Origin of the sequence: Mycobacterium szulgai (genome assembly GCF_002116635.1) — a bacterium.
GTDB classification, from domain to species: domain Bacteria; phylum Actinomycetota; class Actinomycetes; order Mycobacteriales; family Mycobacteriaceae; genus Mycobacterium; species Mycobacterium szulgai.
In genome coordinates this window covers 98,232-112,975 of sequence record NZ_LQPW01000125.1, presented here as the reverse complement: position 1 = coordinate 112,975, position 14,744 = coordinate 98,232, and the positions used below count along the sequence as shown (strand labels likewise).

Here is a 14,744-nt window from a genome sequence, read left to right as displayed (position 1 = left end):
CGCCACCCCTGTCCCCGCATCAGCCACCGGCGCCATCCCCACCCGGGCCACCCGCGCCAATCCGGCCACCGTGCGCTCGGTGAACACATCGCGCGGCCGGCACACCACCCCGGCTTCGCGCGCCCGCGCCACCACCTGCATCGAGGAAATGCTGTCGCCGCCCAAATCGAAAAACGACTCCGCCACCCCCACCCGCGCCAGCCCCAAAACCTGGGCAAAAATCCGGGCCAGCACCTCCTCCACCGCATTAGCCGGCCCCCGATACCGCCCCACCTCCCCATACTCGGGGGCCGGCAAGGCACGCACGTCCAACTTCCCGTTGACCGTCAACGGCAATGAACCCACCACCACGACCGCCGCGGGAACCATGAAGTGCGGCAACCGCTGCGCCAACTGGGCACGCACCGCCGCCGTATCCACCACGCCGGTGACATAACCCACCAACCGCTTGTCCCCCGGGCGGTCCTCGCGGGCGACCACCACCGCCTGCCCCACCCCATCCAGTTCGGCCAATGCCGCAGTGACCTCGCCGGGCTCGATGCGATATCCCCGAATCTTGACCTGTTCGTCGGCCCGGCCCAGGAACTCCAGCTGGCCGTCAACGTCACGGCGCACCACGTCGCCGGTGCGGTACATGCGCATCCCGGGCGCACCGTCCGGGCACGCCACAAACCGCGACGCCGTCAGACCCGGCCGCCGCCAATACCCACACCCCACGCCCGCGCCGGCCACATACAACTCGCCCACCACCCCGGCGGGCACCGGCCGCAGCCAGTCATCGAGTACGAAGAAACCCAGATTCGCCAACGGCAGGCCGAGCGGACTGGCGCCGCTGCGCACGTCGCCGGCGACGATCTCCCGCGTGGATGCGTGCACCGTCGTCTCGGTGGTGCCGTACATGTTGATCAGCCGCGGCCGGCCCGGACGATCGTCGAGCCACGCCGCTATCCGTTGCGGCTGCAGCGCCTCGCCCCCGAACACCACGGTGTCCAGCGCCAGTTGACGTTGCAGCTCTGGCTGTCCCGCATCTGCGGCCAGCAGGGCATAGAACGCCGACGGCGTCTGGCTCAGCACATTGACCCGTTCGGCCACCAATAGCGCAAGCAGGTCGGAGGGGGAACGGGTGATGCCTTCGGGGACCACCACCAGCCGGCCGCCGTGCAGCAGCGCTCCCCAGATCTCCCATACCGATACGTCGAAGGCGTAGGAATGCCACTGGCTCCAGACCTGCCCCACCGCCGGCGTCAGCTTCTCGCGCACAGCGCTGAACAGCTGGGTGACGTTGCGGTGGGTGATCGCCACGCCCTTGGGGGTTCCGGTGGTGCCCGAGGTGTAGATCAGGTAGGCGACGTGGTCCGGGTCCGGATAAGGGAGGCCCACGCAGGGCTGGTCACCCCCGGCATTGACGTCCAGCACTGTTAGACCGGATGCCTGTAGTCGCCCGGCGAGGACGGCGGTGCTCAGCGCGATTTTCGGTTGCGCATCGTCGAGCAGTAACGCGACGCGCGCAGTCGGGTAGGCGGGATCCACCGGCAGATACGCCGCTCCGGTCTTGAGCACCGCGAGGATCGCGACGATTGTTTGGGCCGAGCGCTCCAACAACAGCGCCACCACGTCCCCCGGACCCACCCCGTGACCGCTCAGCAGCTGGGCTAGCCGGTTGGCGGCCTGATCCAGGCGGCGATAGCTCCACTGGTCGCCGTTGCACACCAGCGCCGTCGCCTGCGGGCGCTGCGCGACCTGGGCGGCGAACATCGCCGGAATCGACGCCGCCGCCGGCGGTATGGCGCTCAGTACCGCGCGGTTGCCCGCTTCATCGAGTCGCGCGCGGTTTGCCGCATCGAGCAGATCCAGCGACGACAACCGTTGGGCCGGATCAGCGGTCACCTCCGATAAGACCCGCTCGATCCGCTTCACCAGATCAGCGCTATCCAAATCCGCAAACGGCCGGCCCGCGCCGACGGTACTCAAAAAGAGGCGATCGCCGTCTCGGACGAAAAAGAAGCCGAAATGGCTTACCCGGCCGAAAGTCCGATACACCGCCTGCGCCGGAGCACCGTCGAAAGGCATGAGTGTCGTGGACGGCAAAAAATTGATGGCCACTCGATTGGCCGCTGGTTGCATAAATTGCACCGGAAAGCGTTGGTGCTCCATTGCTTCACGTATCCGCGCGTGTACGTGCTGGCAGAAGTCGCCGATTGCAGATTCCGCCGGAGCCGTCAGCACCAGCGGCACTATCCCGGCAATCGTCCCGGGAAACGTCATTAATTGCGGACTAGTGCGCCGGCTGACCGGGAAATCCAGCGCCACCTCTGATCCGCCACCACACCAGGCCCGCACGATAAGCGCGCACGCCGCCGTGATGACCGACGACCGACGAATGCCCAGTGCCCCGGCGAATTCGTCGACTCGCCGCACCACCGCGGGGTCCAACTGAACCGGAATCGAAGCCGTGGACGGATCGCAGTCCGCCACGTTCGGCAATTGGTAACCCGACTCGGTCTGCGTCGGCAGGTTCGCCCGCCAATAGGCCTCATCCTGGCAGTATTCCGCGGATGCCTCGTACTCCAGCTCGCAATCAACCATGGCTTGCAGTGAGCCGAAGAGCGCCGGTGGCGTCGGTGTCCCCGAGGCGATCGCGGTGTATATAGATGCGATCCGATTGGCCCACAGCACCGAGCCGAATCCGTCAACCACGATGTGGTGGCAACAGATGAATAGATAGAATTGGTCGGCCCGGGTCTGAAACAACGCGAATCGGAAGAGCGGTCCGGCAAACGACATCGGTGTCCGCTGCATCAATGAACCCAATCGAAAAGCCTCCGGCACGGGCTCGCACAAATCGGTCAGGTCAAAAATGGGAAATTCGATGTGGGGATACTTGGCTGTTTTCTGCCGAACTTCGCCGTCGATCTCAAAAAATGCGGCGCTGGCCGGTTCGGCCTCGGCTACCGCTTGACATATCGCCCTTTTGAGCAGATCAACGTCGACCTCTCCATTGATGACGACGAACTGACTGACTTGCCATTCTGTTTTTAATCCGTCTATTTCCTGGGACATCCAAATGCCAAGCTGTCCGCGAGTTAGTGGAAACGAGTTTTCCATACGCAGCACCTTCTATACACACCAATTTCAGAGCAGTCGGGCTGCCGGCGAAAAAAGAATATGCAGCACGTAATCGCTGCGGCCATGGGCACAAGCACTCGCAGACCTGGGTCAAAACCGACAACGTGCACACTTGCGCACCAGCCGGTATTCGACAAGGCGAAGAAGTCAGCCCGGTCTGCCCGTGGCCGGGTCAATCCGATAGACCCGAGCCTGACGGCGTGTTCCCGGCTCGATCACCGCCACCGGTGCGACACAGCTCGTCGCCGTCATGTGCGGTGCGCGTGGGGAGCTCAGCCCGGGGTCGGGCTCCATGAACTCCGTACAGCCGTCTTTGCCGGTTCCGGCGGGCGCGGTGGCGACGTAGTAGTCGACGTGATAATCGCGGAACACCTGGCTCAGTGGCTGGCGACGCCGGATGCGGTCGATGAACGCGTGCGACATCATCAGGCCCTCCAGTTGCACGATGGGTCGCTTGACCAGCCACCCGGGCGTGCCGGCCGCATCGCCCATGGCGTAGATGCCCGGATGGTCGACCGAAAACGCCTGCAGCCGACGGGCCACCGCGGCGATGTCGACTTGGTAGCTGTCCGGCTTGAGGGCGTATCCGATTCCCAACACCACGATGACCGGCATCGCCACGCCCAGCGGAATGCAGGCGACGCGTCGCAGCGTGTGCCGGGTCCGCAGTTCTACCGCCGACAGGGCCGCCGCCAGCCCCAAGCCCATGAAGACGAAGTACTCGTACCAGGCGAACACCATCCAGCCGCTGCCCAGCGCCTGCGCGGCGAACTGCAGTAGCGGCGCGGTGGCCAGTGCCAGCGCGATCGTGCGGATATCGCTGCGAGGCACCCGGGACAGCAGGAAGAAAAGGATCAGCGGCATCGCGACCATGCTGATGCCGGCGGCCGCCGACGGCTGCTGCAGGAAGTACCAGTTGGGCGGCACGAAAAAAGCGAGCGTCTTGGCCGTCATCGACGAGGTGGCGAGATGGCCGAACGCGCACAGGTTGAAACCCAGGTACACGTAGAGCGGAAGCGCGCCAATCGCCATCGCCGCCAACCGCTTTCGGCCCCAGCAGGGCACCACGACCACGGCCAGACCGAACAGCAGCGCGGGGGCGTCCAGCCGCGACATGACCAGCAGCGCCGCCAGCGCGCCCAGCAGCGCCGCGTCGCGCACGGCATGTTCGGCCACCGGCTTGGCGCTCAACCGGACCAACAGCAGCGCCGCGACGAACACCGTCAGCGCCGTCTCGACGCCCGCGCGGGCGGTCACGGCGAGCGGAACCGCGGCAACACAGGCGCCCAACGCGGCGGCCAGCCGATCATTGGTGACCCGGACCAGGAACCGCTCGAACAACAGGTAAAACCCGACCATCAAGGCCATCAGGCTTAGATCTAGCAGCGCAAAGAATAGCCCGCCGTCGCCGCACGCCACATAGAGCAACGCGACCCACAGAAACCACAGCGGGTGGTAGCCGTTGGTCGACTCGCCCGGAAAGAATGTCGAGCCGGCGCCGTCGACCCAGTGTTCGGCGGGTACCAGGTAGTAGAAGAAGTCGTCGAAGAAGCGCAGCGCGGGATCGCGGATGGCAAAGATTCGCCAGAGGTACAAGCCGATGATCATTGCCGGCGCGGCTACCCGCAGCCCCAGCACAACTCGGCGCTGCACGGCGCCCGCGGCGGTCGTTCCCTCCAACGTATCTCCTGCATCGGGAGGCTTGGACGAGCGAAGACCGTGCGGAGCATACGCTCCAGTGCCTCCGGCGGGTAATCGTGGAGCAACCGCTCCGCTCTTGTCAAATCGCGATACCGCGGTCGTTCGCCGCAGGAACCGGGCTAGTCTGAGCCGCCCAGCAACGAGGGCCAGCTGAAGCTCAGCGCGCCTTGGCTCAGCCGGGTGATCAAATCCTCGAGATGCCGCAGCGGCAAATCCATTCGCCATTCCGGCAGCAGCGCCGATAAGCGCAGCGCATCGGAGCCGAGCGTGACGCCGGTGACCAGCAACCCGTGCGGCAGTTCAGGCAACGGCACCTGGTAGGCCGGGGTCCGCACCGGCAGGCGCCACCTGCGTTGCCCGGTGATGACCGCGCGCGGTCGCAGCCATAACGTCGTCCCGACGACATCCGCGTCCACGTCAAGACCGGCCCAATCCGGCCAGCGCACCCAGCGCACCCGGGCCGTACCGTCGGAGCGCAGCTCGCTGCACAGCTGCGGCGCCGCCTGCCGCAGCACACCGTCGAAGACGTCCGCCGGCAGCGCCGACGTCAGCTCGGTCGGAGCCGCCACCACCACCGGCGGAACCCCGGGACGGATGTGTACGTTGCGCAGCACGGCGACGGCGCTCTGCAGGCGATGTTCGTCCCATCGGATGTCGCGAGCGGCCACCCGGACCTCGCCCAGTTGACCGACGGCCAATCCCTGCGGGTCCAGCGTCGAGTCCAGCTCGGTGACGGTCAGCACCACATCGTGCTCGCCGATGCGTACCGTGACTTCCTTGCCGACCAGCAGTTGCTGCAGTGTGGTGAACAAGGTCCGATAAGGTACCGAAACCGCTTGGGCGGCACTGGCACTCACCGACGGCAACCCGGTCGAGGACCACAACGAGCCCAAAATGTCCAGCGCGCGGAACGCGTCATCCCAACGCAACCGGGGAACTTTGGGAAACATCGCCACGCGCCTCCTAAGTTCGAGGTTAGTGCGAGGTTAGTGCGAGGTTGGCCGCATCGTCACCCCGGCAATACCGGCGCCGCCCCACCGATCATCAGCCCGGCCACCTCCGACCAGCCCTGCTGGTTCTCGGCGGCCGACGCCGAATACATCAGCACCCCTTGCGGGGCCGAGACGTACACCGTCGAGGGGTTGGCCGCGATGGCGAACAGTGGAATCTGCAGACCACGCGACGGCGCATCGGAGTTCACGCCGTCGAGGTTCACATACGACACCGGATGCGTGGCATCGTTGCGGGTCACCACGATGTCGTCACCGGTTCGCCAGTACAGCGACACCACCGAGGTGCCCAGCCCGAAGCCCAGCCGCCGTGGGTAGGTCAGGGCGAACTGGCCGGCCTGGGTCTGCTCGACGCCGGCCAAAATCACCTGTCCCGCAATCACCATGGCCGCGCGGGTCCCGTCGCGCGACAGTTGCAGATCGGTGATCGGCCCCGGGAAGCGACTGGACACCGCGGTGGAATCCACCGGGATCCGCGCCGGCTGTCCCGATGCGGTCTCCTGGATCGCGCGCAGCACGTTGTTGGTGTCGACCACCACCCAGACCGCGTCGTCCAGCGACCAGCTGGGCCGGGACAGGTTGTGGCCGTCGGCGGATTGGACCGCCTCACCGCCGAGATCACCGATCCACAAGGACGCGGCCATATCCGGGGCACCGCGCCGCAGCGTCACCACCGACGCGACCTGACGCCCGCTGCGCGACAGCGCGGCGCCGGTCTGGTCGCCCATCCGCCCGAAGGCGCCGGGGACCGTGGAGATCCGCTGCCCGTCCAGGGCCACCAGTGAACCGCCCACCAGCGCGTGCAGCCCGGCACCGGCGCCGTCGGCGACTCCGGGGTCGGTGGCGGCGACGTCGGAGGTGGTCCACCCTTCGGCGAAGCGGTCCTCCAGTGGGGCGCCGTCGGCGTTGATCACGTAAGGCCCTCTGATGTCGGCACGAGCCAGCGTCCAAATGATCTGCGCGGCAAGCAATTGCCGGCTGTGTGGATCGGTGGTGGCGAGCTTTTCCAAATCGATGCGCGCACCACCGTAGCCTTTGCCGATCCCGCTCTTGCTGCCGTCGGCGCGGGTCACCGGACCGCGCAACCGCAGCGGTGGAGCCAGCAGATTGCGCACCGTGTGCGCCATCTCGGGACGCGGACCGGCCAGCAGTTTGGAGACCAGCTCGGTGGCCAGCTGATCGTGGTCGGACACCGCGACGTAGCGCGGATCAGGGACGACGGTCTTGCCGGTCGGGTCGGCGAAGTACAGCGTGTTGCGTTTGTAGGTCGCCTGAAACTGCTGCCAGTCCAGGAAGACTCCGTTGGGCAGCCGGTCGATGCGCCACCCGCCGGACGTCTTGACCAACTCGATCGGGCCTGGGTCCGGCAGCTGTCCCTCGGCGGTCTCGAACACCCCGATGTCGGACAGCGAGCCCAGGATGTCTGCCCGCATGGTCGCCGAAACCCGATCGGCGCCACGGGTTTCCACGAACACCACGTGGTCGATCAGCAGCGCGCTACCGGCGTCGTCCCACGCGTTGGACGCCGACTGGGTGAGGAATTGGCGCGCGGCCAGGTGCCGGTTGGCCGGATCGGCGGTGGCCTTGAGGAATTCGCGCAACAGCACATCGGGATCCATGCCCGGGGTGGGCTTGGGCAGATTCGACGGCGCCGGACGGTCCACGGTGCCGATAGCTTGCGGCGCCGACGAGCTGGGCACGCTGGCGCAGCCCCCGAGTACCAGCGCCACGAACAACAGGGCAAGCAAGCGTCTCATCCGCCGCTCCACTCGGCGTGCTCACGCGGGCGCGGGCGCTGCTCGGGTGCGTTGGGCTGCTGCGGGATCGGTTTCATGGGCAGCGGGCTGGTGGTGACCTTGTGGCCGCGCACCAACGGCAGCGTCAGCCGAAAGCAGGCACCTTCACCGGGCTCGCCCCACGCTTCCAGCCGGCCCTGGTGCAGCCTCGCGTCCTCGATGCTGATCGCCAGACCCAGTCCGGTGCCGCCGGAGCGCCGCACCCGGGACGGATCCGAGCGCCAGAACCGGCTGAAAACCAGCTTCTCCTCGCCAGGCCGCAGCCCGACACCGTAGTCGCGGACGGTGACAGCGACGGTGTCTTCGTCTGCGCCCATCCGGATCCGCACCGGTTTGTGCTCGGCGTGGTCGATTGCGTTGGCGATCAGGTTGCGCAGGATCCTCTCCACCCGGCGCGCATCGACTTCTGCGATCACCTCTTCGGAAGGCATATCGACCAGCAACTCGATGCCGGTCTCCTCGGCCAGGTGGCCGACGTTGCCCAGTGCGTTCTTGACGGTGGTGCGCAGGTCGACAGCCTCGACCGACAACTCGGCCACGCCGGCGTCGTGCCGCGAGATCTCCAGCAGGTCGTTGAGCAGCGTCTCGAACCGGTCCAGCTCGCTGACCATCAATTCGGTGGAGCGCCGCAGCGTCGGGTCGAGGTCGTCGCTGTGGTCGTAGATCAGGTCGGCGGCCATCCGCACGGTGGTCAGTGGGGTGCGCAGTTCGTGGCTGACGTCGGAGGTGAAGCGGCGCTGCAGGTTGCCGAATTCCTCGAGCTGGGTGATCTGCCGCGACAGGCTTTCGGCCATGTCGTTGAACGACACCGCGAGTCTGGCCATGTCGTCTTCACCGCGCACCGGCATGCGTTCGGACAGGTGCCCCTCGGCGAACCGTTCGGCGATGCGCGACGCCGACCGTACCGGCACCACCACCTGCCGCGAGACCAGCAACGCGATGCCGGCGAGCAGGACCAGCAGCACCAAGCCGCCGGTGGCCATGGTGCCGCGCACCAGCGTGATGGTGGCCTGCTCGTTGACCAGCGGAAATATCAGATAGAGCTCTAGGTTGGCCACCCGCGAGGACGTAGGCGTGCCGACTATCAGCGCGGGCCCGGAGAAACCATCGGTGTGCACGGTCGCGTACTGGTAAGCCGCCTGCCCCGCCTTGACGAAGCCGCGCAACGCGTTGGGCACCTGGTCGACCGGTCCGGCGCTGGAGGCGGCGCGCGGCCCGTCGCCGGGCACCATCAGCACTGCATCGAACGCACCGGCCAGGCCGGCGCCGGAGGCCGGGTCGGTTTTGGAGGTCAGCGTGTTGCGTGCCAACTGCAAGCTGCTGTCCAGCGAGCGAGTCTCTTCGCCGTTGACGATTCCGCTGACCGTGTTACGCGCCCGCTCGATCTGATCGGTCGCGGCCTTGACCTTGACGTCGAGCACGCGGTTGGTGACCTGGCTGGTAAGCACGAAGCCGAGCGCCAAAATCACGGCCAATGAAAGACCGAGGGTCAACGCCACCACGCGCAACTGCAGCGACCGACGCCAAGCGACACTGACGACTCGGCTTAACGCACCGATGCCCCGCGTCATCGGGCCAGAGCGCCCCCAACGACTCCTCGTCCGTCGTCGCGAACCCCAAATCAATGACGCTCCACGTCAAAACCGCGGATCACGGAGGTCCGGCCTTGTATCCCACTCCTCGAACGGTCAACACCACGGTCGGGTTCTCCGGGTCTTTCTCGACCTTGGCCCGCAGACGCTGGACGTGCACATTCACCAGGCGGGTGTCCGCCGGGTGCCGGTATCCCCACACCTGTTCGAGCAGCACATCACGAGTAAACACCTGGCGCGGTTTGCGCGCCAACGCGACCAGCAGGTCGAACTCCAGCGGTGTCAGCGAGATCTGCTCACCATTGCGGGTCACCTTGTGCGCAGGCACGTCGATGTCCACATCGGCGATGGACAGCATCTCGGCCGGCTCGTCGTCGTTGCGCCGAAGCCGCGCCCGTACCCGCGCGACCAGCTCCTTGGGCTTGAACGGCTTCATGATGTAGTCGTCGGCGCCGGACTCCAGGCCCAGTACCACGTCCACGGTGTCGGTCTTGGCCGTCAGCATCACAATCGGAACGCCGGAATCGGCGCGCAGCACCCGACACACATCGATGCCGTTCATACCGGGCAGCATCAAGTCCAACAGCACCAAATCGGGGCGCAACTCGCGCACCGCGGTCAGGGCTTGAGTACCGTCGCCGATGACCGCGGTGTCGAAGCCCTCCCCACGCAACACGATGGTGAGCATCTCAGCCAGCGAAGCGTCGTCGTCGACGACCAAAATCCTTTGCCTCATGCTGTCCATGGTGTCACCAGTTCGGGACAAAACTGGGGTACCACACGGGCGTTTCTTACTTGATTAGGACAAATAGGCCCGAAAATGTGCTATCCGGCCGCCAAAGTGGCCGTCAAACGGGCCGGATCGACCTCGGCGCCGACCACCAGCCACCGTCCGCCCCACTGCGCGGCGGCCAATCCGGCATACACCGCGCCGGTGCGCTGCTGCAGTCCGTCGTCGCGTTCGTAGCTGTCGCGAGCCCGGCCCGGATCGCTTTCGGCCCGGCTGCGGGCGCGCTGCCCGGCGAGTTCGGCGGACACGTTCAGCAAGACCTGCCAGTCCGGAGCCGGCAGTCCCAGCCGCTGGTATTCAAGCTGTTGCACCCAGGCCACCGCCGTTCCGGACGCGTCCTGGTGCAGGCGCGCCGCGGTGTAGGCAGCGTTGGAGGCGACGTAGCGATCCAGGATCACCACGTCATGGTCCCGGCACAGCTGCGCGATCTGGTCTATCGCGCCGGCGCGATCGAGCGCGAACAGCATCGCCATCGCGTATACCGAAGAGGCGATGTCGCCGTGCTCACCGTGCAGGGCTTCGGCAGCGACGTCGGCGGTTACCGATTGCCCGTAGCGCGGGAACGCCAGCGTGGCGACCGACTTGCCGGCCGCCTCGAACGCCTTGCGCAGACCATCGGTCAGCGTCCGCTTACCCGAGCCGTCGACGCCTTCGATTGCGATCAGCACCGCGCGAGCCTACTCGCTGCCGTCAGCGTGACGCTGCAGTCGCACTCGGCGCCGAACGTGACTGTGGCGTCACGCTCGGCCGCCGACGGCAGCATCAGTAGCGGTAGTGGTCCGGCTTGTACGGGCCCTCCACGTCGACGCCGAGGTACTCGGCCTGGTCCTTGGTCAGCTTGGTCAGCTTGCCGCCGAGGGCCTCGACGTGAATGCGGGCCACCTTCTCGTCGAGGTGCTTGGGCAGCCGGTACACCTCGTTGTCGTACTCGTCGTTCTTGGTCCACAGCTCGATCTGGGCGATCGTCTGGTTGGCGAAGCTGTTGCTCATCACGAACGACGGGTGGCCGGTGGCATTGCCCAGGTTCAGCAGCCGTCCCTCGGACAGCACGATGACCGAGCGGCCGGTCTCCTTGAAAGTCCACAGGTCGACCTGCGGCTTGATGTTGGTCTTCGTCGCGCCGGAGCGCTCCAGGCCGGCCATGTCGATCTCGTTGTCGAAGTGGCCGATGTTGCCCAGGATCGAGTGGTCCTTCATCGCCTTGATGTGCTCGAGCATGATGATGTCTTTGTTGCCGGTCGAGGTCACGACGATGTCCGCGTCACCGATGGCATCCTCGACGGTGACGACGTCGAAGCCCTCCATCATCGCCTGCAGCGCGTTGATCGGGTCGATCTCGGTGACCTGGACGCGCGCGCCCTGGCCTTTCATCGCCTCCGCACAGCCCTTGCCGACGTCGCCGTAACCACAGATCAGCACCTTCTTGCCGCCGATCAGCGCGTCGGTGCCGCGGTTGATGCCGTCGATGAGCGAGTGCCGGGTGCCGTACTTGTTGTCGAACTTGGACTTGGTCACCGAGTCGTTGACGTTGATCGCCGGGAAGGCCAGGTCGCCCGCGGCGGCGAATTGGTAGAGCCGCAGCACGCCGGTGGTGGTCTCTTCGGTGACGCCCTTGACCGACTCGGCGATCTTGGTCCACTTGCCCTTGTCGGTCTCGAAGCGGTTGCGCAGCAGGTTGAGGAAGACCTTCCACTCGGCGGAGTCGTCTTCCTCGGCGGGCGGCACCACGCCGGCCTTCTCGTACTGCATGCCGCGCAGCACCAGCATGGTGGCGTCACCGCCGTCGTCGAGGATCATGTTGGCCGGCTTGTCCGGGTCCGGCCAGGTGAGCATCTGCTCGGCAGCCCACCAGTACTCCTCGAGCGTCTCACCCTTCCACGCGAAGACCGGCACGCCCTTGGGCTCCTCCGGCGTACCGTGCGGACCGACGACGACGGCGGCCGCGGCGTGGTCCTGGGTGGAGAAGATGTTGCAGGACGCCCATCTGACTTCAGCGCCGAGGCTCGTCAACGTTTCGATCAGCACCGCGGTCTGCACGGTCATGTGCAACGAACCCGAGATCCGGGCCCCCTTCAGGGGCTGCACTTCGGCGTATTCGCGTCGTAGCGACATCAGGCCGGGCATCTCGTGCTCGGCGATCCGGAGTTCTTTGCGGCCGAAATCCGCTAGTGACAGGTCGGCGATCTTGAAGTCGATGCCGTTGAGAACGTCTGGTGTAAGCGAGATTTCGGTAGTCGTCATTACGTGTTTCATCCTTACTACGGGGCTCACAGGGGCTCAAAAGGTCCGAGCGGGCTACTTCGCCTCGATACGCTCGAGCGTCACTTTAGTCGCCTTCCTATAAGCCCCGCAGGTCAGGCCATCTTCAAAGCACCACTAAGAGACGATATTCACGCCGTGCCGTTCAGCGAACGGCGTCATCAACCGGGCCAGGTCCGCCGCCACGTCGTGGTCGGCTTCCGGTGGCATCGAGACGTAACTCAGGCACAGCCGAACGATCGCCCGCGACAGCACATTGGCGTCGTCGTCGCTGGTAGCAACCCACGTTTGAGTGAACGCGGTCGCCAGCCGGGCCGAGGCGCGGGTGATGATGGGCGCACTGTCGGTGGTGATGAGTTGCAGCAGATCGGGCTTGGCGACGCCGCTCAGCAACGAGATCACCAGCGGGTCGGCGGCTGTTTCTGTGAAGAACGTCCGAAAACCCTGAAGGAACGACTCGTAGATGTTGCCGACGTTGGCGTCCAGGGCGGCGTGCACGGCATCGACCAGGCGATCGGCCAGGCGCAAGGCGTAGCCCTGGGCGAGCCCCTGCCGGGAACCGAACTCGTTGTAGATGGTCTGCCGGCTGATACCCGCGGCGCGAGCGACGTCGGACAGCGTGATCGCCGACCAGTCGCGGGTCAGCAGCAGATCCCGCATCGCGTCCAGTACCGAATCACGCAGCAGGGCCCGGGATGCCTCGGCGTAAGGAATCCGCTTCACAGGCGCGAGGATAACGCTTTGGCTGCTCATGAGCGGGCCACCTCCACCATCACGAAGTCCGATTTTGCCGCGCCGCAGTCCGGGCAGCTCCAGTCCTCGGGGATGTCGTCCCAGCGGGTTCCGGGGGCGATGCCGTCTTCCGGCCAGCCCAGCGCCTCGTCGTACTCCCAACCGCATTGGACGCACTGGTACAGCTTGTAGTCGTTCATTTCACAGCTCCTTTCAATTCGTCCAGCTCCTCCTCTGCCGCTTGCGCGGCAGCATCGTCGCCAGACGGCATCTCTTCGAAATCGACTTTCTCGCGGACAGCGCAGTCCGGACAGGTCCAGTCGTCGGGAATCTGATCCCAGCCTGTTCCGGCTGGAAAACCTTCCCTGGCATCACCTTTGGTCTCGTCGTAGACGTAGTCGCACACGGGGCACTTGTACTGGTTCAAAGCACTCATGCGGCGTCTCGTTCCGGGGCGCCGTACTTGGCGAACAGCTTCTCCCGCAGCCGGGGCTGGATGTTGACCTTGGTGATGTCGCCGCCGTAGTGCGCGAGCACCCGGTGGTCCATCACCTTGCGCCACAGCGGCGGGAAGTAGGTCAGCGAGATCATCGACGCGTAGCCACTGGGCAGGTTGGGCGAACCTTCCATGCTGCGCAGCGTTTGGTAGCGACGGGTGGGATTGGCGTGGTGATCGCTGTGCCGCTGCAGGTGGTACAGGAACAGGTTGGTGACGATGTGGTCGGAGTTCCAACTGTGTACCGGCGCGCAGCGCTCATAGCGGCCGTTAGCGTTCTTCTGGCGCAGCAGGCCGTAGTGCTCGAGGTAGTTGACGGCTTCCAGCAGGCAGAAGCCGAAGACGGCCTGGACGATCACGAACGGGATCAGGCTTAGGCCGAACACCGCGATCAGCACGCCCCAGAGCACCACCGACATCGCCCATGCGTTGACCACGTCGTTGGACGGCCAGGTCTTGGGGTTCCACGGGCTCTTGCCGAGCCGGCGGATCCGCTGGGACTCCAGGTGGATCGATGAGCGTGCGCTGCCGATGACGCTGCGGGGCAGGAACTCCCAGAAAGTCTCGCCGAAACGCGCCGAGGCCGGGTCTTCGGGCGTGGAGACGCGCACGTGGTGGCCGCGGTTGTGCTCGATGTAGAAGTGGCCGTAGCAGGTCTGCGCCAGGGTGATCTTGGATAGCCACCGCTCCAGCGAATCCTTCTTGTGACCCATCTCGTGCGCTGTGTTGATCCCGACACCGCCCAGCACACCGACCGACAGCGCCACGCCGATCTTGCCCAGCCAGCCCAGTCCGCCCTCATAGCCGAGCCAGCCCAGGTTCGACGCGGTGAACAGGTAGGCGCCCAGGATCACGCTGGCGTACTGGAACGGGATGTAGATGTAGGTGCAGTAGCGGTAGTACTTGTCGTTTTCCAGCCGCTCCATCACCTCGTCGGGCGGGTTCTGGCCGTCCGGCCCGAAGCGCAGGTCCAGCAGCGGCAGCAGGACGTACACCAGGAACGGCCCGATCCACAGCGGCAGCTGCGCAGCGGTGTGCCAGCCGAGCTGGTTGAGAGCCCAGATGATCGGCAGCATCACGAACAGCGCCGTCGGGGCGATCAACCCCATCAGCCACAGGTAGCGCTTCTTGTCCCGCCATTCGAGGGCAGGGACCGCAGGTACTTCGGACCCGATCTGTGTGGTCATATGCCAAACCTCCTTGTGAGTCACACCACGTTGAGGTTGGACAATACCGATGTTT

General features: G+C 65.8%; 11 protein-coding genes and 1 pseudogene. All 12 read right to left on the bottom strand.

Annotated elements, in window-relative coordinates; all coding sequences use genetic code 11:
* Positions 1-3,105: non-ribosomal peptide synthetase (locus AWC27_RS32815; protein ID WP_139837063.1), on the bottom strand; the 3,105-nt coding region annotated here is incomplete at its 3' end.
* 168 nt (positions 3,106-3,273) lie between these two features.
* Positions 3,274-4,806 (bottom strand): hypothetical protein, encoded by a 1,533-nt coding sequence (locus AWC27_RS17880; protein WP_085671708.1) that lies wholly within the window; start codon positions 4,804-4,806, stop codon positions 3,274-3,276.
* A gap of 140 nt (positions 4,807-4,946) precedes the next feature.
* On the bottom strand, positions 4,947-5,777 hold the full coding sequence (locus tag AWC27_RS17875) for a hypothetical protein (RefSeq protein WP_085671720.1): 831 nt from the start codon (positions 5,775-5,777) through the stop codon (positions 4,947-4,949).
* Positions 5,778-5,836: 59 nt separating this feature from the next.
* Positions 5,837-7,594, bottom strand: coding sequence for an MtrAB system accessory lipoprotein LpqB (gene lpqB, locus AWC27_RS17870; RefSeq protein ID WP_083111229.1), 1,758 nt, complete (start codon positions 7,592-7,594; stop codon positions 5,837-5,839).
* Positions 7,591-9,258, bottom strand: a complete 1,668-nt coding sequence (gene mtrB, locus AWC27_RS17865) for an MtrAB system histidine kinase MtrB (RefSeq protein ID WP_085671707.1) — start codon at positions 9,256-9,258, stop codon at positions 7,591-7,593. The genes lpqB and mtrB overlap by 4 nt, the downstream gene beginning before the upstream one ends.
* Positions 9,259-9,283: 25 nt before the next feature.
* Positions 9,284-9,970, bottom strand: a complete 687-nt coding sequence (gene mtrA, locus AWC27_RS17860) for a two-component system response regulator MtrA (RefSeq protein WP_055576516.1) — start codon at positions 9,968-9,970, stop codon at positions 9,284-9,286.
* An 80-nt stretch (positions 9,971-10,050) separates the two neighbouring features.
* A complete protein-coding gene (locus tag AWC27_RS17855; protein WP_085671706.1) occupies positions 10,051-10,683 on the bottom strand; it encodes a dTMP kinase in 633 nt (210 codons plus the stop codon).
* A gap of 94 nt (positions 10,684-10,777) precedes the next feature.
* On the bottom strand, positions 10,778-12,256 hold the full coding sequence (ahcY, locus tag AWC27_RS17850) for an adenosylhomocysteinase (protein WP_085671719.1): 1,479 nt from the start codon (positions 12,254-12,256) through the stop codon (positions 10,778-10,780).
* Between the two features lie 135 nt (positions 12,257-12,391).
* Positions 12,392-13,027: a TetR family transcriptional regulator AlkX gene (gene alkX / locus AWC27_RS17845; protein ID WP_085671705.1), complete on the bottom strand. Its 636-nt coding sequence runs from the start codon at positions 13,025-13,027 to the stop codon at positions 12,392-12,394.
* Positions 13,024-13,206, bottom strand: coding sequence for a rubredoxin (locus AWC27_RS17840; protein WP_085671704.1), 183 nt, complete (start codon positions 13,204-13,206; stop codon positions 13,024-13,026). Before AWC27_RS17840 ends, alkX begins: the two co-directional genes overlap by 4 nt.
* Positions 13,207-13,274: 68 nt before the next feature.
* Positions 13,275-13,442, bottom strand: a pseudogene (locus AWC27_RS17835) (rubredoxin); the annotation flags it as partial.
* Complete coding sequence (locus AWC27_RS17830) at positions 13,439-14,689, bottom strand: alkane 1-monooxygenase (protein ID WP_085671702.1); 1,251 nt, start codon at positions 14,687-14,689, stop codon at positions 13,439-13,441. The gene AWC27_RS17830 and the pseudogene AWC27_RS17835, both read right to left, overlap by 4 nt.
* Between the last annotated feature and the right edge of the window lie 55 nt (positions 14,690-14,744).